This window comes from Olivibacter sp. SA151 (assembly GCF_054130995.1).
Window position 1 is genome coordinate 1,606,429 of the sequence record NZ_CP096391.1, and the last position, 24,284, is coordinate 1,630,712.

Here is a 24,284-nt window from a genome sequence, read left to right on the forward strand (position 1 = left end):
GGGGCTATTTATAGATCAGAGGAGCTAAGCGGATAAAGAGCATGATTACATAAATGATCAGAAGTAAGGTGTTTAGCGAGAGCATCCAGTTGAGGTCTGTTTTTTCGTGGCGAGCCCTTCCTGTTAAGATTAATAAGGTTAAAAAGCTTAAAAATAAGATTAACGGAAATACAAAGACCCATTTGTTTTCAATATACACGTAAGTAGTTTCCATTTTTGCGCCGATCTCATCGTCTACAAAAACAGGGATAACAGCTGCTGCCAGGATAAGGATAAAAAGGCGTACCAATAATTTGGAAACAAATTTACTTATGGTATGATTTTTGGATATGGATTTCTTAGAACTAGACTTCATGTACTTATTTTGTTATTTTTTTGCAGCTGCCTATAATTAAATCGAGCGATAATAATTTTAAAAAGCTGCACAATGCTATATATTTGCGTTGCGTTTTTTATTACTGAAACCTTTACAAAGGAAACAAATGTACAACTTTATTGTATTAAGATTAAAATCTATCACTAAAGAATAAACGGCTATCGGATGCGATTCGTATCGCAATCGGAGTAATCTTTAGTGAGTACTTTACCATTAATAACTAGTAAGAATGAAAACAACTTTGAAACTTTTAATTTTAGTACCCTTTCTGTTCTTTTTCGTTGGTTGTTCATCCTCGAAACAAGCAGTATCGTCATCCTCGCCTAGTTCCGGACAATGGAAGAGAGGTGTGAAGGGACAATGGGTACTTAATAGTGTTGAGAAAAAGAACTTTCCCTCAGGCGCTAATGTGAAGCGTATTTTTGATGAAGCACCGATTGATTGCTTTATAGGAAGTACTTGGAACTTGATCGCTAATGGAAAAGGCACCATTACGTTCTCAACTGATGGTGAACTTTGCGCACCTGGTGCAACACGAGACATTTTTTGGTCGATTTATGAACCTGAAAATGGGGGAGAGGCTCAATTTCAATTTAAAAAGCTTTATCCCGGAGAAAAAGCTAAAAATGTAACTGAAGGTTACCGGTTGGATTTGGCTTATGCAGATGAGCAAACATTTACTTTACAAATGCCCGTAAATACGGGAGGTAATAACGACTCGTTTTTGGAATTTAAATTCAGTAAACGCTAAGTTAGCTTAATAAAGATTTTACAAAGCTCTGTAAGTAATTAATTTACAGGGCTTTTATTCTTTTTTGGGTATCGTGAATAAGCACATTTTACCACGAACCTTCCAATATATCAACCTCTTCTTGTAGTTTGTTTCCTAAAATTCTACATTTACGGCCCTAAACATATTTCACACATGCTAAAATTTAATATGAAAACGCTCGTCGTTGCCGCGGCCTTCTTTATCGCAGGCAGTGGGCAGAGCTTTGCACAAGACAATCTGGTGAAGGCGCTTCAGAACAACCGAAGCGACAGCAGTAAATTCGGATTTAAGTTTACAGAAGTAATCAACCTGCAAAATACATCTGTAAAGAATCAAGGGTCATCGGGTACATGTTGGAGTTATTCAGGAAATTCCTTCCTTGAGTCTGAAATGATCAGAAATGGGCGAGAGCCGGTAGAAATATCTCAATTATTTACCGCAAGAAATGTATATATTGAGAAAGGCAAAAATTATGTTCGTTTACATGGTGGTTTGAGTTTGGGCGAAGGCGGGCAACTGCACGATGTGATCAATATGTATCGTAAATATGGTGCGGTGCCTCGTGACGTATATACCGGATTAAATTATGGAACGGAGGGGAACAAGTTGGCAGAAATGAGCGCGATGACAGATGCTATATTAGCTGCGGTTGTGAAAAATCCGAATGGTAAGTTAACGCCCAATTGGATCAGTGCCTATACCAATACAATTGATACTTATTTAGGGAAAGTTCCTGAAACGTTCAATTACAAAGGGAAAAGTTATACACCAAAATCCTTTGCTAAAGAAGTGATCGGCTTAAATGCGGATGACTATATAGAGCTTTCTTCTTTTAAAGACCATCCTTATTATAGTAAATTTACGCTTCTGATTCCGGACAATTGGTCTTTTGATCAAGTTTATAATGTTTCAATGACCGATATCACTGCTATTATCGATCATGCATTAAAAAATGGGTATACGGTAGGTTGGGCTACAGATGTAAGTGAGAAAGGGTTCAGTTGGAAAAACGGCGTGGCTTATGTGCCCGAGAAAGCTTATGAAAAAATGACGGAGGAAGAGAAGGCAACTATGTTCAATGGTCCGAAGCCTGAACTGGCCATAACGGAAGATTTGAGGCAACAAGCTTTTGACGATTATTCTACCACGGATGATCATGGAATGCATATCGTGGGTTTAGCCAAAGATCAAAATGGTAAGGAGTATTATATAGTGAAAAATTCGTGGGGTGTATCAAACGATTATAACGGTTATCTTTACGTGACCAAAGCCTTTGTCCAATTTAAAACCACTGCGTTTATGTTGCACAAAGGGGGCTTGCCTAAAGATATAGCTAAAAAATTAGGATTGTAGCTTGTTCAATTATGCTGCTTAGAAAAAAAGCGCCTATCGACAAATGCGATAGGCGCTTTTTTCTTAGCCTTGGGGAGTTCCCGAAAATAGCTTTTCGATATTGTTTAAGGCGTCTTCCAAAGACTTTGCTTGTTTGCTTTGTTTATACTCTTTAGCAAGTTCCGCTGAACTGTAGATAATCTGTGTGCCGATTTGAATATTTTGCATTTCTAAATTGGGCTTTGTGTTTGCAATTGCGATGTAATACCGCAGAAGCTCATCTACATATTTGCCATTTTGTTCCAAGAGTGCATTTGCTTTATCAGTCATACCAACCTGATACAATTGTCGAGACAAGAAATATAGCACCCTTGATTGGCCAAGTGAGTAAATACGTTTCGGAACCACAGCTAAGCATCTTTCCAATACCTTTTTAGCTTCCTCCTTGCGTCCATCTTCATATAAAGTCTGGCTAAGTGTACTGAAGTTGTTGATAATCAAAGAAAGCATTCCATAAGACTCATGATCAAGATAACGTGCCTTGGCCATATTGCCCCATACAAATTTATTCATCGTATTATCATAGAGGGCATCGACATTTACAGTTTCTCCCATCCGCATCTGCTCTTCCGTCTTATTAAATTTAACCGGCATGAGTCGTAATGCGAAACCTTCATTAATCAGGTAGTTGTCAAGGCCCAAATAGTTACTGTTAGGTACGGTTGTAGCAAAATAGATCGGCCGTTTCCAGTTGTTATGTACCAAAATATCAAACATGGCCAATTCTGCTTTAGATACAAAATCCTTATTATAGGTCCAAACCATTGTATCCACAATATTATTATCCCATTTTGTAGGAACTACCTTGTTTTTCAAAACGTCAGCCTTATTTACCGTCAGTTTAAAGTTTTTGGTAAACAGATAATTTGACCGACTACCATCTTGGTATTCAACTTGATCATTTGGATTGTCGGACAACAAAACGTCCAGAACGGAGCTTAATTCAATCGGTTGCTTGAATCCGGCATCCATAAAAGATAAACCATCACGTGTTCCTTGTTTAAACTGACTATCCTTCATAGTGATAGGCAGGGCATCCGCTTCGTTCACTTTTTCTTTCATTTGGCGTACATACCAATCTGCGCTCAATAAACTAAGATTAACAATGCGGACGTCGGGTCTGAAATTTTCAACTTCCTGCACATACCAAAGCGGGTAGGTGTCATTGTCTCCATATGTAAACAAAATAGCGTTAGGCGCACAGGATTGCAAATAATCTTTTGCGAGATCCCTTGCTACATATTTAGTAGAGCGATCGTGATCATCCCAACCTTCTTTCGCCATTAAAACAGGAGCTGCGAGTAAGCCAATGAGCGTAGCCGCGATGCCTGCTGTTTTGGCATTGGTTCTCTTCTGTAGCATATCAGCCAGGCCAATGACGCCTAATCCGATCCAAATAGCAAAAGCGTAAAAAGATCCTGCATACGCATAATCGCGTTCGCGTGGTTGGAGTGGCGTTTGGTTAAGGTAAAGTACAATAGCCAAACCGGTAAAGAAAAAGAGCAGACCAACAATACCGGCATCTTTTTGATGACGCTTAAAGTGCCATAATGCGCCAATTATACCTAGAATTAGAGGCAATCCATAAAATTTGTTATTCGAGGGATCTGTTTTTAATGATTCAGGTAGTGCGTCCTGGCCACCTAGGCGGGCTTGGTCAATTGGTTTGATACCCGTAATCCAATTCCCTTCGGTGAAGCTGCCGTCACCTTTTTGATCATTTTGTCTTCCAACAAAATTCCAGAAAAAATAGCGGGCATACATATGTCCGACTTGGTAAGTGAAAAAGAAACTGAGGTTGTTTCCGAAAGTCGGTTGGTCGTTCTCTCCCAAGTTTAACCAGCTTCTGTAAAATTGCGGATGCCCTCTTCCCGGATCATTACTATAAATACGCGGGAATATGGTTTCGCGATCATAAACATAACTGTATTTTTTTCCTATATTCTCATACTTTTCTTCGCCTTTGATATAACTGTTGCCTCCTTCCTTCCGATCAATAATTTTTGAGGTAAAGTAGGGTCCTTTCAATAGTGGTTCTTCACCATATTGTTCGCGATTAAGATAACCCAAAAATGAAAATGCGTTATCGGGATCACTATTGTTTAAGCTTGGATCAGCTTTTGCACGTACTAAAATCATAGCAAAAGAACCATATCCAAAAATAATAAAGCATATGCCCAGCAAAATAAGATTGAGCCGGGGTTTTGCTTTTTTAATTGAGTGGAATATGCCAAATGTCAAGCCTCCTATTACCAATAAAGCAAAGAATACAACACCGGTACCAAAGCCCAGACCCAATGTGTTGACAAAGAAAAGGTCAAAATAGGCGGCAAACTTGATTAAGTACTGAATGATTCCCCATAGTACAAATGCCACAATAACACAGCCGATAAGAAGGGTTTTAAAAACACCGCTATTAGTCGGACTTTTAACCCGTTTAAAATAAACGACCAGTGCCAATGCCGGAATGGTTAACAAATTGAGCAAGTGAACACCAATAGAAAGCCCCATTACATAAGCTATTAATAATAGCCATTTGTCGGCACGGGGTTCCTCTGCATGAGCTTCCCATTTCAAGATTGCCCAGAACACGATAGCAGTACACAGTGAGGACATAGCGTACACTTCGGACTCCACAGCAGAAAACCAAAAAGTGTCTGAAAAGGAATAAGCCAAAGCGCCCACAAGGCCTGCACCCATAATTTGAATGAGATTCCCCTGTGTAAGTTCTGTACCGCTTCTCCATAGTACTTTACGCGCTAACGCGGTGATGGTCCAAAACAAGAACAGAATGGTTAAGCCACTGGAAACAGCAGACCCAAAGTTCATCCAATAGGCAATGGACTCTTTATTGCCGAAAGCCAAATTGCTAAAGATATTTTGCAACATCAAAAAAAGTGGGGCGCCGGGCTGATGCACAATCTGCATCTTATAGGCCGCTGCGATAAATTCACCACAGTCCCAATAACTGGCTGTAGGTTCTAGGGTTAACACATAAACTAAGGTGGACACCATAAATGTTATCCATCCAAGTAAATTGTTTGTTTTGTTATAATCCATCAGTTACTATTGTTTATTTCATTCTTTTATGCCCATACCTTGTTAGGATAAACGCATAATATATCATTATAATACAATTAAGTGCCGAAAATAAGTATTAGTATTGATATAAAGGAAAAATTAAAAAGTAAAAAGTAAAAAAAGGGGTAGTGAAAAAAATCCGCTTGATATTCAAGTAGGTGCTAAAAAAGCGAAAAAAAAATGAATAAAATATTTTGAGTATTTAGAATATCGCTTTATATTTGCACTCCGTTTACGGCAGAAGGCTGATAAACACAAAGGATTGCCCGATAGTATAAAGGTAGTACAACTGATTTTGGTTCAGTTTGTCTAGGTTCGAATCCTGGTCGGGCAACATAACAAAAGAGAACTCGGGTCGTTTTAAAACGGCCCGAATTTTTTTAAACACCAAACCCGCACTCATGCCTCTTCAATTTAACACGGTTAAATTATTTGCCGGATCTGGTAGCAAAGAACTGGCTCAAAAAATCTCTCAAGCTTATGGAAAGGAATTAGGTGAGATGACTTTGTCTCGCTTTAGTGATGGTGAATTCCAGCCTTTTTATAACGAATCGGTTCGTGGTAGCGACGTATTTTTGATTCAGTCTACCTATCAGCCCACTGATAACTTATTTGAATTGCTTTTAATGATTGATGCTGCAAAAAGAGCATCTGCCCACTATATAACGGCAGTGGTGCCCTATTTTGGGTTTGCCCGTCAGGATCGCAAAGACAAACCTCGGGTGGCTATAGGGGCGAAGATGATCGCAAATTTGTTGACAGCTGCGGGGGCTCATCGGATTATGACAATGGATCTGCATGCCGCTCAAATTCAAGGTTTCTTCGATATACCTGTTGACCACTTAGATGCGGCGAGCATTTTTGTGCCTTATATAAAATCGCTGAATCTTCCCAATCTTACAATAGCTTCGCCTGACATGGGCGGTTCTTACCGAGCGCGAACCTTCGCCAAATACTTTAATGCCGAAGTGGTTATTTGCGATAAACAGCGCAAGCGGGCGAATGAGATTGAATCAATGTCTATTATCGGCGATGTAACGGGGCAAGATATTGTGTTAATAGATGATATTTGCGATACCGCCGGTACTTTGTCAAAAGCAGCTTCCCTCATCATGGAAAATGGTGCCAGCAGCGTACGGGCTGTATGTACGCATCCCGTCCTTTCCGGCAAGGCTTACGAGACGGTAGAGAACTCGGTATTAAGCGAATTGATCGTTACCGATACAATTCCTTTAAAGGGAGAGAGCAGCAAAATCAAGGTGTTATCGACGGCTGACTTATTTGCACGTGCGATAACAAACATCAATGAGCACGGATCAATAAGTGATCTGTTCAAAATTTTTGATCAAAATAGATAATCGATCAAAATTTTTTCTATCTTTGCAGCCTTGAAAAACGGAGTATATCATTATATTCTAGACGTATAAAAAATTAATAAATACAAATAAATGAAATCAATTGCTATTAGCGGTTCTCCTAGAGAGAACGTAGGGAAAAGAGACGCAAAAGAATTACGCTACGCCGGTAAGGTGCCTGCTGTTCTTTACGGAGGTGGTGAACAATATCACTTCGCTGTGTCCGCAGCTGATTTGAAACCTTTGATTTATACACCTGAAGTTAATTTCGTAGATCTTGAAATTAGCGGAAAGAAGTATCAAGCAATCGTTCAAGAAGCACAATATCATCCGCTTACGGATCAAATTATTCACGTTGACTTTTTGGCTTTAAGTGATGATAAAGCTGTATCAATGAATATTCCTATTGCCTTGACAGGCACATCACCCGGTGTAAAAATGGGAGGTAAGTTGGTTCAGAAATTGCGTAAATTACGTGTAAAAGCCTTACCTAAAGATATGCCTCAAGTGATTGAAGTAAGCTTGGAGTCATTAGAAGTAGGTAAGTCAGTACGTGTCGGTGCGGTGGAAGTTAAGAATGCTAAAATCCTTAACAATGCTGATGATACGATCGTTTCAGTAATTATGTCGCGTGCATTAAAACAAGCTGAACAGGAAGCTGCTAAAGCTGGTAAAAAATAAAAATCTTTTTAAGAATTTACCAAAAGCATCCGGTGATCAGCATCGGATGCTTTTTTTATAGGGTAAAAATGAAATATTTAATCGTTGGTTTAGGTAATATCGGGCAGGAATACGCGGACACAAGACATAATATAGGGTTTATGGTAGCGGATGAACTCGTAAAAGAATTTGGTGCCGGGTATTCTACCTTGAAATATGCTTTTTATTCGGAATTTAAACATAAGGGTAGAACCGTTCATGTCATTAAGCCCACTACTTATATGAACTTGAGTGGAAAGGCCGTTAAGTATTGGATGCATGAGCTTAAAATACCTATTTCCAATGTTTTGGTTATTGTGGATGACTTAGCTATACCTTTTGGAAGCGTTCGTATCAAACCGAAAGGGAGTGCTGCCGGACATAACGGACTCAAAAATATCGAAGCCCTTTGTGGAGGACAGCAATACCCACGTTTGCGCTTTGGTATTGGTGATAACTACCCAAAGGGGCGGCAAATAGATTATGTTTTAGGACCATTCGATCAAGAAGAAAAAGCCGACTTACCGGCACTTATTGCACATTCCGTGGAAGCAATTAAGAGTTTCGTAACGGTAGGCTTGGAATTGACAATGACAAATTTTAATAAATAACTGTAGTTAAAGCTGTAGGGCTTAGCCATTAGCTAATACCTAAGTGTTAAATATTAAAAATATGAAAGTTTACGGAATCAAAAACTGCAACACAGTAAAGAAAGCACTGGATTGGTTAAATAAGAACCACGTTTCTTACGAATTTCAGGATTTCAAGAAGTTAGGTGTCAGTGAAGATACTTTAGCACGTTGGGAAAAGGAAGTGAGCTGGGAATCCTTAGTAAATAAAAAAGGTACAACTTGGCGAAGTTTAAGCGACGCGGAAAAAACGGCAGTCATAGATCAGCAAACGGCCAATAAATTGATGCAAGCAAAAACCAGCGTTATTAAGAGACCGGTTATTGAATCGCCGAAAGGCCTGATTCTTGGGTTTGACGAAAAGGAATACCAAGATAAACTAAAATAATTGTTACAAAGGCTTAAAATATCTATTTTAAGCCTTTATTTTTATAGGCAGCCTTAAAAATAAAGTTATATTAGCGGCTTATAGTCAAAGCCAAGGCAAATTTTTGCCTTACAAATTATTTTTCGATTTATAAGTATGCTAAAACAACAACCCTTCATTGCGCTCATTGCTTTTATTCTTACGATAGGGACCTCCTTTGGTCAGACTGTCCCTGCGCCAAGCAAATACGATTATGAAAAAGCCTTTGCCCCGATCTTTTATACCCAAAATGGAAACGAATATCGGTCAGCTAGCGGGAAACCTGGCGTAAAATATTGGCAGAATCGTGTTAATTATACAATAAAAGTTCGCTTGAATGAGGAACGCAAAGAGATAGAAGGCGTTGTATATTTAGATTATACCAATAACAGTCCGGATAGGCTTGACTTCCTGTGGTTACAATTGGATCAAAACCTTTTCTCGAAAAAGAGTCGCGGGGCACAGATCGTTCCGGTAGGAAAAAGCAGATACGGTTCACATGATACACCTTTTGACGGAGGCTATACGATTGAGGCTATTAAAGGAGCCGATGGTAAGAGTATAGCTTATCAGGTCAATGATACAAGAATGCAAGTTTTCTTACCGGAAGCTTTGGACGCAACGGGAGGAAACACCAAGCTTGCCATCCATTATCGCTATACGATACCGGATTATGGCGCAGATAGAACCGGCATACTGCAAACTGCCCATGGGGATATTTTCGCCATTGCACAATGGTATCCCAGAATGGCTGTTTATGATGATGTGTTAGGCTGGAATGTACAGCCTTATACAGGTCCGGGCGAATTTTATTTAGAATACGGTGATTTCAATGTTGAAATTACGGCTCCTAGCAAACATATTGTCGTTTGTGGAGGAGAGCTGTTAAATCCCGATGAAGTCTATACCGAGGAGCAGCTAAAAAGATGGGAAAAAGCTAAAAAAAGCGATAAAACTGTTATGATCCGTTCCGGTGAAGAAGTGACAAACCCAACATCCAGGCCACAGGGCAAAAAAGAACTGACTTGGCGATTTAGACTTAATCGTAGCAGAGATATTGCTTGGGCTTCATCGAGCTCGTTTATTATTGATGCCGCAAAAATTAACTTACCTAACGGACAAACATCAATGGCCGTGTCTGCCTATCCGATGGAAAGTAATGGTAATAATGCGTGGGAACGATCAACAGAATATACGAAATCATCTATAGAATATTATTCAAGCAAATGGTATCCCTATCCTTATCCGATTGCCGTAAATGTTGCCTCGAACATAGGAGGGATGGAGTATCCGGGAATTGTTTTCTGTAGAAGCACCGCCAAAGCAAGCAGCCTGTGGGGCGTAACAGACCACGAATTTGGTCATATCTGGTTTCCTATGATTGTGGGAAGTAACGAGCGTCTGTATGCCTGGATGGATGAAGGATTCAATAGCTTTATCAATACCCTATCAAAAGAAGCGTTTAATAACGGTGAATACAGAACAGCGAAATACAATGGACATGATTTGGCGCGTGTTTATTTTAGCGATGACGTTGAACCTATTATGTCGTCTCCACAAAATATGAAGGAAAGTAATATAGGGACACTTGCCTACAGGAAGCCACAGTTGGCATTAACAATTTTGCGCGAACATATATTGGGCGAGGAACGATTCGATAGGGCTTTTAAAACTTATATTGACTATTGGGCCTATAAACACCCTACACCATTTGATTTCTTTAGAACCATCGAGAACGTGGCAGGCGAAAATTTAAGTTGGTTTTGGCGGTCATGGTTTCAGTATAATTGGAAATTGGATCAAGCGGTTGAAGGCGTGAAATATGTAGAAAACGATCCTGCCAAAGGTGCGATCATCACCGTTTCCAATCTCGAGGAAATGCCTATGCCGCTCATAGTTGAAATTGTATCAGCAAACGGTAACAAGCAGCGGATAAAGCTTCCGGTAGAAATTTGGGAAAGAAATCAGACATTCTCATTTAAAGTGGCTACAAATGAAAGGCTTAAATCGGTTGTTATTGATCCTGATAAAGTTTTTCCGGACATTAATCCTGCCAATAATAATTGGACCGATGTGCAATAAATGTTAAATTTTATGTTTTAGCTAACACTTTTCGCCAAAAACTGTTTAGTTTGTACCTGAAAATACCAGATTCATTGAATATATGATAAAGCCTTTTATATTATTTTCCTTGTTATTGGCTAGTGTTATTACGGTAAGTGCTCAGGATCGTTTTAGAGGGATTGTCTTGGAGTATAAGAGCAACGAGCTAATGCCGGAGGTTTCGGTGAAGAATTTAAATAAGCATGATAGTACGCGTAGTAATAGATCAGGGGAATTTTCTCTTCGAGCCGATAAGGATGATATTTTGGTGTTTTCTTACCCAGGTTACCGTACGGACAGTTTAGTAGTAACAGATTTTGCTTTAAAAAGAGTATACCTCACCTCCGTTAACGATCCTCGAATGTTGGATGAGGTCAATATTAACGCTTTGACTAATAGCCGGATTGCCGAAGAGAAAGAACGTTTGAGAAAAGAAGGGCAGTTTGCGAATACAGTTTCAGGAGGAAGTAGCACAAATGGTACACAGCGTATGGGAGGAATTGGTTTTTCTCCCTCACGCATATTTGGGAAGGGCGCTCGTAACGCCCGAAGACAATATAGAATGTTGGAAGTAGAAAGTAATAATCGGATTATAGATGCGCGATTTACAGAGGAGTTGATTACAAGCTTGACACCATTAAGAGGAGAAGATTTGAGCTTATTTATGGCAAAATATCGTCCGAAAGCGTCATTCATTCAGGAAGCGAATGACGAGACCCTCCGTCTATACATTATGGATTCTTATAATAAGTATAAAGATTTAAGCTCCGCGGCCAAGGAGAAAATTAAGCTGGATAATAAGGAACCCGAAAAGCGTGCTAAATAAGCTCTGTATTCCAAATAAGGACCATTTTATCATCGCTTACTGAGGCGAAGGTATGATCGTTGATCCAGGTTATATTATTTATCGATAAACGATGCGTTTCGTACCCTTTTTCCAAACTAATATTTTTCATTAAGGAATAATCCGTGGCGCGCCATATCTTAATGCTTTTATCGCGGCTCGCGGTAGTAAATAAGGGAAAGCTTGGGTGGTAAGCGATGCCATAAATGCTGAACATATGCGCCGTGATATTTCTATTTAATAAAAAATCTTTTGTCTCGAATACATTTAATTGTGCGTCGCGTCCGCCGGTTAATAGAAAGTTGCCATCGGGAGAAAATGTGAGTGCAGTAATGGCGGCACTATGCTCATTGATTTCTTGAAATTGCAGATAGTCCCGGGCATGAAATAATCTTATTTTACTGTCTTTTGCACCGAACGCGATGGTATCTTCGGTGCGGTTAAGTGCAATGCAGCGGACCGTTTCTGCAGACACATTGAAATGATATAGCAACTTGAAATTCACAGTGTCCCAGATAGATACCGTACCATCTTCTGACGACACAATCAGCTCAGGTTTTGTACGGAAGGCCTGTATCCCGAAAATCGGCTTTTCGTGATGTTGCAGTCTAGCCACCACCAAATGTTTTTCAACATCCACAATAGTCACCAAACCGCTTCTTTCGCCAATGGCTAGTAATTTGCCGGCAGGAAGGTAGTGCAGCGCATATACAGAGCTTTTTACAGGGAGGAGTATTCTTTTAAATTTACCTACATCGAGATCCCATTCCACCACACCTTTGTCATTGCCTGCCGTGAACAGCATAGAGGGAGTACTTCCCGTCTCAACGGCAAAGATCGGATTTTGATGCCCTGATAAAGTATATTTCTTATTAACCTCTATTCTGTTCATGACTATTTATGATGCCGTTTAGCTAAATTCTCAGCAATACGTACCAAGGGGATGTTTTTTTCTCTCAATAGAACAAGTAAATGAAAGATCAGGTCTGATGATTCGTTAATAAAATCCATGTCTGATTCTTTCAGTGCAGCTATAACGGTCTCTACAGCTTCTTCTCCCACTTTTTGCGCGATTTTATTAATGCCTTTGTCCCGCAGTTTGTTTACATAAGAACTTTCATTAGGATTGATAAAGCGATCATCAATAATTTTTTCTAATTGAAAAATGAAATTTTGATTAAAATCAGTTTTGAAGCAACTTCTAGATCCGGTATGACAGGTTGGGCCTTTTGGATTTACCTTAATTAGTAGGGTGTCGTTATCACAATCAACAGACGCTTCAACCAGCTCTAAGTAATTACCGCTTTCTTCTCCCTTTGTCCATAAGCGATTCTTAGTGCGTGAGAAGAAGGTGACACGTTGTTCTTTTTGCGTCTTTTCCCATGCCTCTTCATTCATGTAACCTAGCATAAGTACTTCTAATGTTTGATAATCCTGAATGACAGCGGGAACTAAGCCTGCTCCTTTATTAAAATCTAGCATTTTTAAAATAAATTACATTAACGGACTTCTATACCATGTGCTCTCAGTGTTCCCTTCAGGTCAGGTATACGAATTTCCCCATAGTGAAAAACGGAAGCTGCTAAAGCAGCATCTACCTGTGTTTCTAAGAAAACATCTACAAAATGTTGTTGATTGCCCGCTCCGCCGGAGGCAATAATAGGTATACTTAAGCTCTGATTAACAGTACGGAGTAACTTGCAATCAAAACCATTCTTTGTTCCGTCATGGTCCATGGATGTGAGTAATATTTCGCCGGCGCCCCTGCTTTCGGCCTCCTTTATCCACTCTTCTGTAAGGATATCCGTTTTTATCCGTCCACCATTGAGGTGAACATAATTTTTGCCGTCAACGTACTTCGTGTCAATAGCGACAACAACGAATTGAATACCAAATGCATCGGCCAGTTCGTCGATTAATCCTGGATTTCTAACAGCTGCAGAATTAATGGAAATTTTATCTGCACCGGAATTTAATAATATATCTGCATCGCCAATCTCATGTATGCCTCCGCCAATGGTAAAAGGAATATTCACATTTCTCGCAACGGCTTTGACCATATCAATCGTTGTCTTGCGTTTTTCGTGCGTGGCGGTTATATCCAGAAAAACCAATTCATCAGCATCTTGCTTGGAATATTGCCATGCCAGCTCAACTGGATCACCCGCATCGCGTAAATCGACAAAGTTAACTCCTTTAACGGTTCTCCCATCCTTTACATCCAAGCAAGGGATAATACGCTTAGCAACGCCCGTATTTAAAAATTGATCAGTGAGCGAAGGTTCCATTCTTTTATCTCTTCAATACTTATTCTATTTTCGTATATGGCTTTTCCAACAACACATGCTTCTATCCGAAGTTCGTCGAGGGCTTTGATATCATCCATGGAACTGATACCACCGGAGGCAATTAATTTGATGATAGGGGAGTGATCTAAAAGTTTTTTATACAAATCAATACCCGCTCCGCCAAGTTTTCCGTCCTTGTTGATGTCTGTGCAAAGGAACCTGAAGAAGCCCAAACCAAGGCATCTGTCTATATAATCGATTAACTTTAAAGGTGAACTTTCCATCCAGCCCGAATATTTAATGACCTCGTCTAGTACGTCTATAGCAACTACAATGTGATCGGAACATTTGATCCCATTACAGTAAAGGTGGCTAAGCTCATCTAAAAACTCCGGATTGGTGATGGCTTGCGTTCCAACGATGACGCGATGTATACCGGAGTCAATCAATTCCTTAACCTTATCGATGCTTCTGACCCCACCGCCGTACTGAACCTTCATGTCGGTTTTTTTGATAATGTCAAAAAGATACTGTTGATTGCTGAAATCGCCTTTTGCGCCATTGAGATCAATAATATGTACAAATTCGGTGCCGTTCGACTGATATTTTTCTATCATCTCCTCCAAACTGATATCATAGGTGGTAATATCATCGTATTTACCTTCTCGTAAACGAACTACCTTTTTATCCAATATATCGATTGCTGGAATAATATACATGACTTTTCTTGATTAGATTGTACAAAAATTTTTTAATAATTGTTCTCCTGCTTCTCCTGATTTTTCAGGGTGAAATTGGACTCCATAAAAATTGTTAAACTGTATAGCTGAAGAAAACTTAAGACCATACGTTGTATAAGCGAGTGTAAAAGTAGGATTATATTCGATAAAATAAGAGTGGACAAAATAAAAATATGCATCAGCCGGTATTCCTTTAAAAAGGTTATTATCATAACTTGAATTCACGCTATTCCATCCCATGTGAGGAACTTTATAGGGGATCTTATGAGCAAAATGCAGTGTGTCAATATCCATAATATGCAATAATTGAGCATTTCCTTCTTCCGAATGGCGCGTCAGTAATTGCATGCCGACGCAAATTCCCAACACCGGTTTTGTCAGAGCCTTTATCGAATTAACTAGTCCTGATGTTTGCAGTTTCTGCATGGCGGCTCCTGCATGGCCAACGCCGGGTATAATAATGTGACTATATCGATCCATATTATCTCCCGCATTAACCATACCATATTTTAAGCTCAGCCGATCGAGCGCGGCAGTCAACGAAAAAATGTTGCCCGCACCGTAGTTTATTATTCCAATCATGTTTAGCTATTCGCCTTTAGCACACAGCTATCAGCTCTAAAAAATTACCAATATTATTACTATCTACTCAAACCGCTACATTCACCCTACACCTTACACCCTAAACCTTTAAAGCACACCTTTCGTACTGGGAAGTTCCATTCGGTCGGGATCCCTTTTTACCGCCATTTTAATCGCTTTGGCAAAAGCCTTAAAAATTGCCTCGATTTTGTGATGCTCATTTTGTCCTTCTGCTTTAATGTTCAGATTACATTTAGCTGCATCTGAAAAGGATTTAAAAAAGTGGATAAACATTTCTGTAGGCATTTCACCTATTTTTTCGCGCTTAAATTCCGCCTCCCATACCAGCCAGTTTCTTCCCCCGAAATCCAAAGCTACTTGTGCCAGGCAATCATCCATCGGTAAACAAAAACCATATCGTTCGATGCCTCTTTTATCACCCAGTGCTTTCAATATCGTTTCTCCCAATGCCAAGGCAGTATCTTCGATTGTGTGATGTTCGTCGATGTGAAGATCGCCCTTTGTCTTTATCGTCAAGTCCATGCTTCCGTGGCGAGCTAATTGATCAAGCATATGATCGAAAAATGGAAGACCTGTTTCGATTGCCGCTTGACCTTTCCCATCCAAGTTGACAGAGACGTAAATATCTGTTTCATTCGTTGTTCGTTGATGCACCGCCGCGCGATTGCCAACTTTCAAAAATTCATACACTTTTTTGAACTCGGTTGTTTCTAAGGCAATAACACCGGCATCAACGAGAAGGTTTTCATTTGCTCCAAGTGCGTCGTTATTTCGTAACCAGATAGCCTTTGCACCTAGATTCTGTGCAAGACGCACATCGTTAATCCGATCACCTATAACATAGGAGTTCGCTAAATCATACTTTTCGGTATCAAAATACTCTTTTAGCATACCGATGCCTGGTTTTCTGGTTTCCGCTTGTTCATGTGGAAAAGTACGATCGATGTGCTCTTTGCTAAAGTGCACGCCTTCACCGGCGAAAGTTTCCATAATGAAGCGGTGTACAGGCCAAAAATTGGCTTCAGGATGCGAATCGGTACCTAAACCGTCTTGATTAGTCACTAAAACTAATTCATAGTCCAATTCTTTGGCTATCCGGGGTAAGTATTGTAATGCCCCGGGATAAAATTTAAGTTTCTCAAAGGAATCTATCTGTTCATCTTCCGGTTCAATAATCAATGTTCCATCGCGGTCGATGAACAAAATTCGCTTTTTATTATTGCTACTAGCCATATTATCGATCATTCTTTACAATCTAGCCAAGCACGCCACCGTTGTGTTTGCTTAGCTTTCTGTTTTATTATCCAAAAGTACTATTCTACTGACCATTAACCAACGGATACGTGCGAAGTGCATGTAAGAGTTGCTGGTTTTCTTCGGGAGTGCCTATAGTTATACGTAGGCATCCTTCGCATAATATGACCGACGATCGGTCGCGTACAATAATGCCTAGTTCAACAAGGTATTTGTAAATTTCCCGAGGGGTAGTCATTTTTACCAAGATGAAATTTGCCTCCGAAGGATAGATGTATTGTATAAGCGGGAGCGTTGAGAGGTCTTTAACTAATTTCTCTCTTTCTCTGACGGTAGTCTTTATCCATGTGTTGATTTCGTCTACATTTTCAAGAGCTTGTATTGCAAGTGTTTGAGACGCTTCGTTAATGTTGTATGGCGGCTTTATTTTGTTAAGCACATCAATGATATCGCGGGCCGCAAAAGCCATTCCTATTCTCAATCCCGCCAATCCCCAAGCCTTAGAAAGCGTTTGCAGCACTACCAGGTTATTATATTCTGTCAACTCTTGTATAAAAGATCGTTGTTTGGCGAAGTTTATATAGGCTTCATCTACCACTACTATACCGTTGAAGTTATTCAACAGCGTTTCTATATCTGCTCTATTGATCGAATTCCCGGTAGGATTGTTGGGCGAACAGATGAAAATAATTTTACTGTTTTCATCGATCGTCTCAGCTATGCTATTAAGGTCTAACTGGAATTCTGTCGTCAGCGGGACGCGCTTAATTAAAACATCATTGATATTGGCGGATACTTCATACATTCCATAGGTTGGCGGAACGATAATAATATTGTCTATACCCGGGCGACAAAAGGCTCTCAATAGAAGGTCAATTGCTTCGTCGCTTCCATTGCCAACAAAAATATGTTCCGTAGGAACACCTTTGATTTGGCGGACTTTTTCCTTTAAGTTTAATTGTAGCGGGTCCGGATATCGGTTGTAATTTACAGGTAAAGGTGAACCAAATGCATTTTCATTTGCATCTAATAAGATAGAAGCTTCTCCTTTAAATTCGTCACGAGCGGAAGAATAAGGTGTAAGCTTTCTAATATTGTCCCTTAACAGGTTTTGAATGTTGATGGTCATTTTTAAAGTAAAAAGTAAAATGTAAAAAGCTTGCCACCCGTAGGGGTGGTAAAAAAATGCTACTCAGCTTTATGCCTTAATCTAACGCTTACAGCGTTTTTATGTGCGTGTAACCCTTCAAGTTCTGCCAATATTTCAACGGTAGGACCTAATTGGTTTATTCCAATTGGCGTAATGTGTTGAAAAGTTATTTTTTTAATAAAAGAATCTACTGACACACCGGAATAAGCCTTTGCATAAGCACTTGTCGGTAACGTGTGATTCGTTCCTGAAGCATAATCTCCCACGCTTTCAGGTGTTAAGTGCCCTAAGAAAACCGATCCGGCATTGATTATTTTGTTTATAATAGATTGCCAGTCATCGAGCGCAAGAATTAAGTGCTCCGGGGCATAGGCATTGCTGAACGACATCGCTTGTGTTAAATCACTGCAAAGCACGGCATAGGAATGAGCGATGGCCGCTTTAGCTATTTCAACTCTTGGGAGCGCTTCTACCTGTTTAGCTAGCTCTTGATTAACTTGTTCTATAAGGGATTCACTATCACTAACCAAGATAGCTTGACTATCTTTTCCATGTTCAGCCTGTGCAAGCAGATCGGCTGCTACATAAATAGGATTGCTCGTCTTATCAGCTATAATGAGTACTTCCGAGGGGCCGGCAGGCATGTCGATCGCCGTATTCGTGGTAGCTTGTACAATGGTTTTAGCCTTTGTTACAAATTGGTTGCCCGGACCGAAAATCTTGTCAACTTTCGGAATGGTTGCAGTGCCATATGCCATTGCGGCGATCGCTTGGGCACCGCCGACCAGATAAATCCGTTTAATTTTTAATAAATATGCACAATAAGCAATATAGCCATTTATAAGTCCACTGGCTTGTGGGGGGCAACATACGACAATTTCTTTGCATCCCGCTATTCGAGCAGGGACACCAAGCATAAGAAAAGTACTTGGAAGTACAGCCGACCCACCAGGAACGTAAAGTCCTACACGCTCAATGGGGCGCGCCTCCCTCCAACACGTGACGCCTTGCATCGTGTCGATCTTCTTTTCCTTACGTAATTGATTTTGATGAAATTTGTAAATGTTGTTAAAAGCGATTTCCAACGCCCTTTGCTGGTCTCTACCAATGCTGGTTGCTAGTAACTGAATATCGTCCTCTTCAATATACAAACGATCCAGTTTAACTTTGTCGAACCGTTCCGTAAAGTCAAACAGTGCGGCATCGCCCTTCTGTCGGACATTTTGGATAATATTGTCAACCGTTTCCTGAATGGTATGAGCCGGATCTGTATTGCGAATAATCAGCTGGCTTAACGCATCAGGGGAAAGCTCCTTATAGTTATATGTGTTTAACATGCTTTACTTGTATTAGGATAAAGTATCAAGACGAAAGTATCAGGACAGGTAGACGTTATTTTTCTTCACTTTCTTATACGGTTGTCTTGCATCTTGCTACATATGTCTTGCTACCAATATCTTGGGTCCAATTACATAATAATCTTTTCAATGGGCATGACAACAATTCCCTGAGCACCGGCGGCTTTGAGTTTATTTATTTTTTCCCAAAAGTCACGCTCTTGTATGGCCGTATGGACGGCTACCCAACCTTCCTCGGCAAGAGGCACCACCGTTGGACTTTTTACGCCGGGGAGCAGGTCTACTATTATTTGAAGATTTTCTCTTTTCACATTAAGTACAACGTATTTAGTTTCCTTTGCCTTCAAAACGGATTGAATTCGCTGCATTAGCTCTTTCACAGTCTCTTCTTTTTCGATTCCGTTTTTGCCGATTAGGATGGCCTCCGATGACATAACGTCAGCAAAAGGTTTTAAGCCATTACTTTTTAAGGTGCCTCCTGTGGAAACGATATCGCATATAGCATCACTTAATCCTAATCCCGGCGAAATTTCAACTGATCCGGATATGGTGCGAATCGTTGCATTAATTTGATTGTCAGAAAGGTATTTTTTTAGGATGTTGGGGTAAGAAGTGGCGATGGCTCGCCCCTCTAAATCATTTATTTGTACTAATTCGCTTTCATTTGGTATGGCAATCTTCAAAGTACATTTTCCAAAACCAAGGCGTTGCAAAAAATGTACGTTGACCTCAGTTTCACTAATCACATTTTCACCGACAATACCTAAATCGGCGATCCCATCTTGAACGTACTCCGGTATATCATCATCCCGTAAGAAAAGAATTTCCAGTGGAAAATTGGATACGGAAGATATGAGTGAGCTTTTATAATTTTCGAAAGTTAGGCCACAGTTTTTTAATAACTCTACAGATTTTTCGTTTAATCTACCCGACTTTTGGATAGCTATTTTTAAGGATGACATGGATAGTATAATATTTTATTACATGTATCAAAGCACATGCAGATGAATATAAAAAAGTAAATGAATCGGGGTTTAACTGCTTCACGTAGAAACATACTTATTACATATCGCCGCAAGGGCGATGATGGAAATGTACGTGATGTGTGAAGACTTTTAACATTTTCTTATTCTGAACTTCTTTGTTAAGAAGAATGTTGCAAATATAGGATTCAATTTTGTTTTTGCAAATAAAAGGTGAATTTTATTAGCAAAAATTCATGTGTAACAAAAACGATAGTACTTCACTTTTTAGGTTTTTTACTTATCTTCACATTAAATATGGGATGAATGCCTCATGTTATGAGACATTGACCTTGCCTATTAGTTTGGTCCCATAGCCTATTATAAGCAAATGAAAAGAAAATTAACTTTTCTGGAAGGAACTTTATATGCTGGCGGTGCCATTGCCAATAATGTCGTTACGACGGTTACGATTCGTGGAAGCTTTAGTAAGGCATGTTTACAGGCGGCTCTCGATAAAGTACAACGGAGACATCCTCTTTTAAATGTTCACATTGAGCAAGATGTTAGCAGTGCGCCCTATTTTGTCCAAGCTACAATAAAAAAAGATATTCAAGTCCGAGTTATTGACCGTCTTACCGACGACGATTGGAAAAGTGAATTCGTGCGGGAATGTCTCGCCCCCTTCGATGCCACTGATAGCTTACTTTTGCGTGTTGTGTGGATTAGAGGCGAGAATCTTTCAGACTTAATGTTTGTTGGCCATCATTGTATTTGTGATGGCAGATCCGTGCTGAATTTAATGAATGAGACCCTCTGTGTATTAGGGAATCCTGCAATGGATATTGGTAGCTATGACCAATTTTCGTCTGTGCTCGATTTTATCCCGGAGCATGTAAAACGTAATAAGGGTAACAGGTTTATCGCCAAATGCCTTCCAATGATAGTAAAAACGGCATTACGCTTTGCCGCCTTTAAGAAAGAAATCAATCGATGTAACCCCTATTTTATTCATTGGAATTTAAGCAAAGAAGAATCAAAAGCGATTCTTGAACAATGCAAGTTTAAAGGACTTTCTATCCACACCTTTTTGAGCGCCGTATTTTTGACAGCTTATGGTGATGTTGATGGCAGAAGGCGATGTGTAAAACTCTTTTGTTCGATCGATATGAGAAGATTTATTAAGGAAGTAAAAAATGACATGCTCTTTGCTTTTCCTGCAATGGTTCCCCTACATCTGAAAAAAAGTTCCGTTCGAAACATTTGGCAACAAGCGGAGATGTTAAAGGTTGCATTAGCAAAACGTATGGAAAAATTAACGGTTTATGATACGTTGGTTTTTAGTGAAGGGCTCACGCCGTTAATACCGCAAATAACCAACTATGCAAAGAAAGACAAAGGGACGCACGCCTTTACTTTTTCAAATATGGGACGTGTTCAATTGGAGGAGCACTACGGCGCACTTGCCATTGAAAACTTGTACGCGCCAGCTAGTCTCTTTGCTTTGGGTAATCCTTCTACCTTATCCATTACCAGCTTTAAGGGACAGATCGATTTTATGTTTACATCAGACGAAAACTTCCTGTCTTATCCTGTGGCACGAGCCTTTCAAACGCGCGCGCTTGAAATTATTCGGACTTCTCTTTTGACCAAGTGAATGTAAAAAAAGCGGTAAAAAAAGACATCAATTCTTAGGGCAGATCGTCGTAGATATCCAGTATAAATGAAACAATTATAAATCGTTTTCAGACTATTGCATTCATACCGCAAATACTGTACATTGGCTATATAAATTTGAAATTGACGGAATATGGCTGAGACAATTAATAAAGATGCAATTGAACCGATTCAGGAAGAGACGTTAGAATCCGGTATACAACATGTTAATAACCCGGTACTGGATTTGCCGCAGATTGTGAAAAAGTATCTTCAAAAGATCACAGGATATGTACAAAGAGGTAATAGTTACGTGTTTACAGATGGTTCTGCCGCTGTAGAAGTAAAGGTGGTAAGTGATGAAATCATACGGATTAGGCTAGCACCCCATAGCCAATTTTTAGACGATTTTTCTTATGCAGTTCCAAATCCTGATCAACATGTAGCGCTTTACGCATTTCAGGAAGAAGAGGATACTTATAGCGTAAGTACTAATACTGTGACTTGCGTCATCAATAAAAAGGATTTCTTGATATCTTTTCAGGACCGTGAAGGACAGGTTATCAATCGGGATCACACGCCGATGCATTGGGAAGAAAATCCGGATTTTGGGGGGTATTATGTTTATTGTACCAAAGTTGCGGAAGAGCAAGAAGCTTTTTATGGTGTAGGCGATAAACCCACGCACCTAAATTTGCGTGGTAAAAGATTGACCAATTGGAATTCAGACACCTATTCATTTTCCTTTGATCAAGATCCCTTGTATCGAAGTATCCCTTTTTATATTGGATTGAACAAAGGGGAGGCTTATGGAATTTTCTTTGACAATACGTTCAAAACCTATTTTGATTTTGCTGCTGAAAAACATGACCAAACCAGCTTTTGGTCGGAGGGAGGTGAGCTACAATACTATTACATTCATGGCCCCCATATGATGGACGTCGTGAAGCGCTATCATAGTATTACAGGTACTCACTATTTACCTCCCTTGTGGGCTTTGGGATTTCACCAATGCCGATGGAGCTATTATCCGGAAAGCAAAGTACACGAAATAGCGGCAGGTTTTCGATCCAGAAATATTCCCTGCGATGCCATATATCTCGATATCGATTACATGGATGGTTATCGCTGCTTTACTTGGAATAAACATTATTTCCCAAATCCAAAAAAGATGATCAAAACCTTGGCAGATCAGGGATTTAAAACGGTTGTTATTATAGACCCGGGTATTAAAGTGGATGATAATTATTGGGTATTTAAAGAAGGCAAAGAAAACAAATATTTCTGTAGAAGAGGTGATGATTATTTTATGGAAGGTCATGTATGGCCCGGACGATGTCAGTTTCCTGATTTTACCAATCCCGAAACACGTGAATGGTGGGGTGGTTTATTCAAGGGGTTGGTTGATGTCGGGGTAGCCGGCGTATGGAACGATATGAATGAACCGGCTGTATTTGGTCGTGGTACATTCCCGAACGATGTGAGACATAACTACGACGGCTACCGGGGCTCTCATCGCAAAGCGCATAATGTATATGGAATGCAGATGGTACGAGCCACCTATGAAGGGCTTAAGAAATTGAATCATGGTAAGCGACCATTCACTATAACCCGAGCGGCCTATGCCGGAACTCAACGATATTCTTCCGTCTGGACGGGCGACAATGTGGCTACTTGGGAACATCTTCGTTTGGGTGTTCTGCAGCTCCAACGGCTTTCGGTATCGGGTATGTCTTTTTGTGGGACAGATATCGGTGGATTTAGCGGTGAACCTGATGGCGAATTGTTTACTAGGTGGATCCAATTTGGGGTGTTCTCACCTTTTATGAGAGCACATTCGGCCGGCGATACAAGAGAGCGGGAACCTTGGAGTTTTGGTGCGGAACTAGAAGCAATCAACAAAAAGTTCATCGAGCTTCGCTATAAGTTTCTACCTTACATTTATTCGGTTTTTTGGGAACATGCGCAGTATGGCTTTCCGATTCTGAGACCGATCTCTATGCTAGAGCAGGCAATAGAATCGAATATCCCAAGAGAGGAGGAGTTTTCTTTTGGTGATAAGGTGTTGGTTTCTCCTGTAGTCAATCCTGGACAAGTGAGCAAAAAAGTTTATCTACCTGCGGGTTACTGGTATCACTATTGGTCTGATACGGTGTTAAAAGGGGGGGAAGAACACGATATAGCAACGCCGTTAGATGAAATGCCTTTATTTATCAAAGCAGGAGCCGTAATTCCCGAGTATCCTGTTATGCAATACGTGGACCTTCGGCAGGTTGATAGTTTAAAGCTAAGAGTTTATTACGCGGACATAGAAGTGAATTCTTTCCTTTATGAAGATCATGGCGATACGTTTGCCTACGAACAGGAGATTTACCTTGAGAAAAAAATTGTACTAAAAGGCGAAAAAAATAGCTTAACCTTAAACCAAACGATCGATGGATTGTTTACAGAGAGATATGAAACTTATAAACTGAGTTTTATAGGTTTACCATTTGAAATAAATAGAATATTGGTTGATAATCGAATTACTGAATGGAAAGAAGAAGAAGGGGTTCCTACTATTCAGGTTGATAAAGATTTCCGGAATATTGTTGTCGAATAAAGAGTAAGAAGGGC

Annotated in this window: 21 protein-coding genes and 1 tRNA gene; 11 read left to right on the plus strand and 11 right to left on the minus strand. The window is 39.9% G+C overall.

Features of this window, described 5'->3' with window-relative positions:
• Positions 1-4: 4 nt before the first annotated feature.
• Positions 5-355, minus strand: a complete 351-nt coding sequence (locus M1D52_RS06330; RefSeq protein WP_013668346.1) for a hypothetical protein — start codon at positions 353-355, stop codon at positions 5-7.
• A gap of 250 nt (positions 356-605) precedes the next feature.
• Between M1D52_RS06330 and M1D52_RS06335 the strand changes: the two genes are divergently transcribed.
• The gene (locus M1D52_RS06335; protein ID WP_013668345.1) at positions 606-1,127 is read left to right on the plus strand and encodes a hypothetical protein; all 522 of its coding nucleotides are present in this window, start codon (positions 606-608) and stop codon (positions 1,125-1,127) included.
• A 174-nt stretch (positions 1,128-1,301) separates the two neighbouring features.
• Positions 1,302-2,501: an aminopeptidase C gene (locus tag M1D52_RS06340; protein WP_457941725.1), complete on the plus strand. Its 1,200-nt coding sequence runs from the start codon at positions 1,302-1,304 to the stop codon at positions 2,499-2,501.
• Between the two features lie 63 nt (positions 2,502-2,564).
• Here the strand turns inward: M1D52_RS06340 and M1D52_RS06345 are convergent, their stop codons facing one another.
• Complete coding sequence (locus tag M1D52_RS06345) at positions 2,565-5,600, minus strand: glycosyltransferase family 117 protein (RefSeq protein WP_130856489.1); 3,036 nt, start codon at positions 5,598-5,600, stop codon at positions 2,565-2,567.
• A gap of 284 nt (positions 5,601-5,884) precedes the next feature.
• Here M1D52_RS06345 and M1D52_RS06350 point away from each other — a divergent pair.
• The 7 genes from M1D52_RS06350 (at position 5,885) to M1D52_RS06380 (ending at position 11,639) form a co-directional block, all read left to right on the plus strand.
• Positions 5,885-5,955 (plus strand) — tRNA-Gln (locus tag M1D52_RS06350).
• 67 nt (positions 5,956-6,022) lie between these two features.
• Positions 6,023-6,979, plus strand: a complete 957-nt coding sequence (locus tag M1D52_RS06355; RefSeq protein ID WP_013668342.1) for a ribose-phosphate pyrophosphokinase — start codon at positions 6,023-6,025, stop codon at positions 6,977-6,979.
• A 90-nt stretch (positions 6,980-7,069) separates the two neighbouring features.
• The gene (locus tag M1D52_RS06360; protein ID WP_013668341.1) at positions 7,070-7,657 is read left to right on the plus strand and encodes a 50S ribosomal protein L25/general stress protein Ctc; all 588 of its coding nucleotides are present in this window, start codon (positions 7,070-7,072) and stop codon (positions 7,655-7,657) included.
• Between the two features lie 68 nt (positions 7,658-7,725).
• Positions 7,726-8,286: an aminoacyl-tRNA hydrolase gene (gene pth, locus M1D52_RS06365; RefSeq protein ID WP_437391859.1), complete on the plus strand. Its 561-nt coding sequence runs from the start codon at positions 7,726-7,728 to the stop codon at positions 8,284-8,286.
• Between the two features lie 61 nt (positions 8,287-8,347).
• Positions 8,348-8,692 carry an arsenate reductase gene (locus M1D52_RS06370; RefSeq protein ID WP_130856490.1) on the plus strand — a complete coding sequence of 115 codons (345 nt, stop codon included), beginning with the start codon at positions 8,348-8,350 and terminating at the stop codon, positions 8,690-8,692.
• 135 nt (positions 8,693-8,827) lie between these two features.
• Positions 8,828-10,792 carry a M1 family metallopeptidase gene (locus M1D52_RS06375; RefSeq protein WP_437364562.1) on the plus strand — a complete coding sequence of 655 codons (1,965 nt, stop codon included), beginning with the start codon at positions 8,828-8,830 and terminating at the stop codon, positions 10,790-10,792.
• A gap of 82 nt (positions 10,793-10,874) precedes the next feature.
• On the plus strand, positions 10,875-11,639 hold the full coding sequence (locus tag M1D52_RS06380) for a hypothetical protein (RefSeq protein ID WP_013668337.1): 765 nt from the start codon (positions 10,875-10,877) through the stop codon (positions 11,637-11,639).
• Here the strand turns inward: M1D52_RS06380 and M1D52_RS06385 are convergent.
• From M1D52_RS06385 to hisG, 9 genes are all read right to left on the minus strand, one after another.
• Positions 11,632-12,549, minus strand: coding sequence for a WD40 repeat domain-containing protein (locus M1D52_RS06385; protein WP_377611513.1), 918 nt, complete (start codon positions 12,547-12,549; stop codon positions 11,632-11,634). The two genes, M1D52_RS06380 and M1D52_RS06385, sit on opposite strands and share 8 nt — an antisense overlap.
• Positions 12,550-12,551: 2 nt before the next feature.
• The gene (gene hisIE / locus M1D52_RS06390) at positions 12,552-13,139 is read right to left on the minus strand and encodes a bifunctional phosphoribosyl-AMP cyclohydrolase/phosphoribosyl-ATP diphosphatase HisIE (RefSeq protein WP_013668335.1); all 588 of its coding nucleotides are present in this window, start codon (positions 13,137-13,139) and stop codon (positions 12,552-12,554) included.
• A gap of 17 nt (positions 13,140-13,156) precedes the next feature.
• Entirely contained in the window at positions 13,157-13,945 is a 789-nt protein-coding gene (gene hisF / locus M1D52_RS06395) for an imidazole glycerol phosphate synthase subunit HisF (RefSeq protein ID WP_013668334.1), read from the minus strand.
• Positions 13,915-14,664: a 1-(5-phosphoribosyl)-5-[(5-phosphoribosylamino)methylideneamino]imidazole-4-carboxamide isomerase gene (locus M1D52_RS06400; RefSeq protein ID WP_130856495.1), complete on the minus strand. Its 750-nt coding sequence runs from the start codon at positions 14,662-14,664 to the stop codon at positions 13,915-13,917. The genes hisF and M1D52_RS06400 overlap by 31 nt, the downstream gene beginning before the upstream one ends.
• 12 nt (positions 14,665-14,676) lie before the next feature.
• Entirely contained in the window at positions 14,677-15,267 is a 591-nt protein-coding gene (hisH, locus tag M1D52_RS06405) for an imidazole glycerol phosphate synthase subunit HisH (RefSeq protein ID WP_013668332.1), read from the minus strand.
• A gap of 108 nt (positions 15,268-15,375) precedes the next feature.
• Positions 15,376-16,521: a bifunctional histidinol-phosphatase/imidazoleglycerol-phosphate dehydratase HisB gene (gene hisB / locus M1D52_RS06410; protein WP_130856829.1), complete on the minus strand. Its 1,146-nt coding sequence runs from the start codon at positions 16,519-16,521 to the stop codon at positions 15,376-15,378.
• Between the two features lie 85 nt (positions 16,522-16,606).
• Complete coding sequence (gene hisC, locus M1D52_RS06415) at positions 16,607-17,671, minus strand: histidinol-phosphate transaminase (RefSeq protein ID WP_013668330.1); 1,065 nt, start codon at positions 17,669-17,671, stop codon at positions 16,607-16,609.
• Positions 17,672-17,730: 59 nt separating this feature from the next.
• A complete protein-coding gene (gene hisD / locus M1D52_RS06420; protein WP_013668329.1) occupies positions 17,731-19,029 on the minus strand; it encodes a histidinol dehydrogenase in 1,299 nt (432 codons plus the stop codon).
• A gap of 131 nt (positions 19,030-19,160) precedes the next feature.
• Entirely contained in the window at positions 19,161-20,012 is an 852-nt protein-coding gene (hisG, locus tag M1D52_RS06425; RefSeq protein WP_437391860.1) for an ATP phosphoribosyltransferase, read from the minus strand.
• Positions 20,013-20,403: 391 nt separating this feature from the next.
• On the opposite strand from hisG, the gene M1D52_RS06430 reads away from it, so the two are divergent.
• Both M1D52_RS06430 and M1D52_RS06435 read left to right on the plus strand, forming a co-directional pair.
• Positions 20,404-21,669, plus strand: a complete 1,266-nt coding sequence (locus M1D52_RS06430) for a condensation domain-containing protein (protein ID WP_437391861.1) — start codon at positions 20,404-20,406, stop codon at positions 21,667-21,669.
• A 153-nt stretch (positions 21,670-21,822) separates the two neighbouring features.
• Positions 21,823-24,270, plus strand: coding sequence for a glycoside hydrolase family 31 protein (locus M1D52_RS06435; RefSeq protein WP_013668326.1), 2,448 nt, complete (start codon positions 21,823-21,825; stop codon positions 24,268-24,270).
• Positions 24,271-24,284 lie beyond the last annotated feature (14 nt).

Coding starts and splice junctions, on each gene's coding strand:
- M1D52_RS06330 (WP_013668346.1), bottom strand. CDS start 355: ATGAAGTCTAGTTCTAAGAAATCCATATCCAAAAATCATACCATAAGT.
- M1D52_RS06345 (WP_130856489.1), bottom strand. CDS start 5,600: ATGGATTATAACAAAACAAACAATTTACTTGGATGGATAACATTTATG.
- hisC (WP_013668330.1), bottom strand. CDS start 17,671: ATGACCATCAACATTCAAAACCTGTTAAGGGACAATATTAGAAAGCTT.
- hisH (WP_013668332.1), bottom strand. CDS start 15,267: ATGATTGGAATAATAAACTACGGTGCGGGCAACATTTTTTCGTTGACT.
- M1D52_RS06380 (WP_013668337.1), top strand. CDS start 10,875: ATGATAAAGCCTTTTATATTATTTTCCTTGTTATTGGCTAGTGTTATT.
- M1D52_RS06385 (WP_377611513.1), bottom strand. CDS start 12,549: ATGAACAGAATAGAGGTTAATAAGAAATATACTTTATCAGGGCATCAA.
- M1D52_RS06375 (WP_437364562.1), top strand. CDS start 8,828: ATGCTAAAACAACAACCCTTCATTGCGCTCATTGCTTTTATTCTTACG.
- M1D52_RS06370 (WP_130856490.1), top strand. CDS start 8,348: ATGAAAGTTTACGGAATCAAAAACTGCAACACAGTAAAGAAAGCACTG.
- hisB (WP_130856829.1), bottom strand. CDS start 16,521: ATGGCTAGTAGCAATAATAAAAAGCGAATTTTGTTCATCGACCGCGAT.
- hisG (WP_437391860.1), bottom strand. CDS start 20,012: ATGTCATCCTTAAAAATAGCTATCCAAAAGTCGGGTAGATTAAACGAA.
- hisF (WP_013668334.1), bottom strand. CDS start 13,945: ATGGAACCTTCGCTCACTGATCAATTTTTAAATACGGGCGTTGCTAAG.
- M1D52_RS06400 (WP_130856495.1), bottom strand. CDS start 14,664: ATGTATATTATTCCAGCAATCGATATATTGGATAAAAAGGTAGTTCGT.
- M1D52_RS06355 (WP_013668342.1), top strand. CDS start 6,023: ATGCCTCTTCAATTTAACACGGTTAAATTATTTGCCGGATCTGGTAGC.
- pth (WP_437391859.1), top strand. CDS start 7,726: ATGAAATATTTAATCGTTGGTTTAGGTAATATCGGGCAGGAATACGCG.
- hisIE (WP_013668335.1), bottom strand. CDS start 13,139: ATGCTAGATTTTAATAAAGGAGCAGGCTTAGTTCCCGCTGTCATTCAG.
- M1D52_RS06340 (WP_457941725.1), top strand. CDS start 1,302: ATGCTAAAATTTAATATGAAAACGCTCGTCGTTGCCGCGGCCTTCTTT.
- M1D52_RS06360 (WP_013668341.1), top strand. CDS start 7,070: ATGAAATCAATTGCTATTAGCGGTTCTCCTAGAGAGAACGTAGGGAAA.
- M1D52_RS06430 (WP_437391861.1), top strand. CDS start 20,404: ATGAAAAGAAAATTAACTTTTCTGGAAGGAACTTTATATGCTGGCGGT.
- hisD (WP_013668329.1), bottom strand. CDS start 19,029: ATGTTAAACACATATAACTATAAGGAGCTTTCCCCTGATGCGTTAAGC.
- M1D52_RS06435 (WP_013668326.1), top strand. CDS start 21,823: ATGGCTGAGACAATTAATAAAGATGCAATTGAACCGATTCAGGAAGAG.
- M1D52_RS06335 (WP_013668345.1), top strand. CDS start 606: ATGAAAACAACTTTGAAACTTTTAATTTTAGTACCCTTTCTGTTCTTT.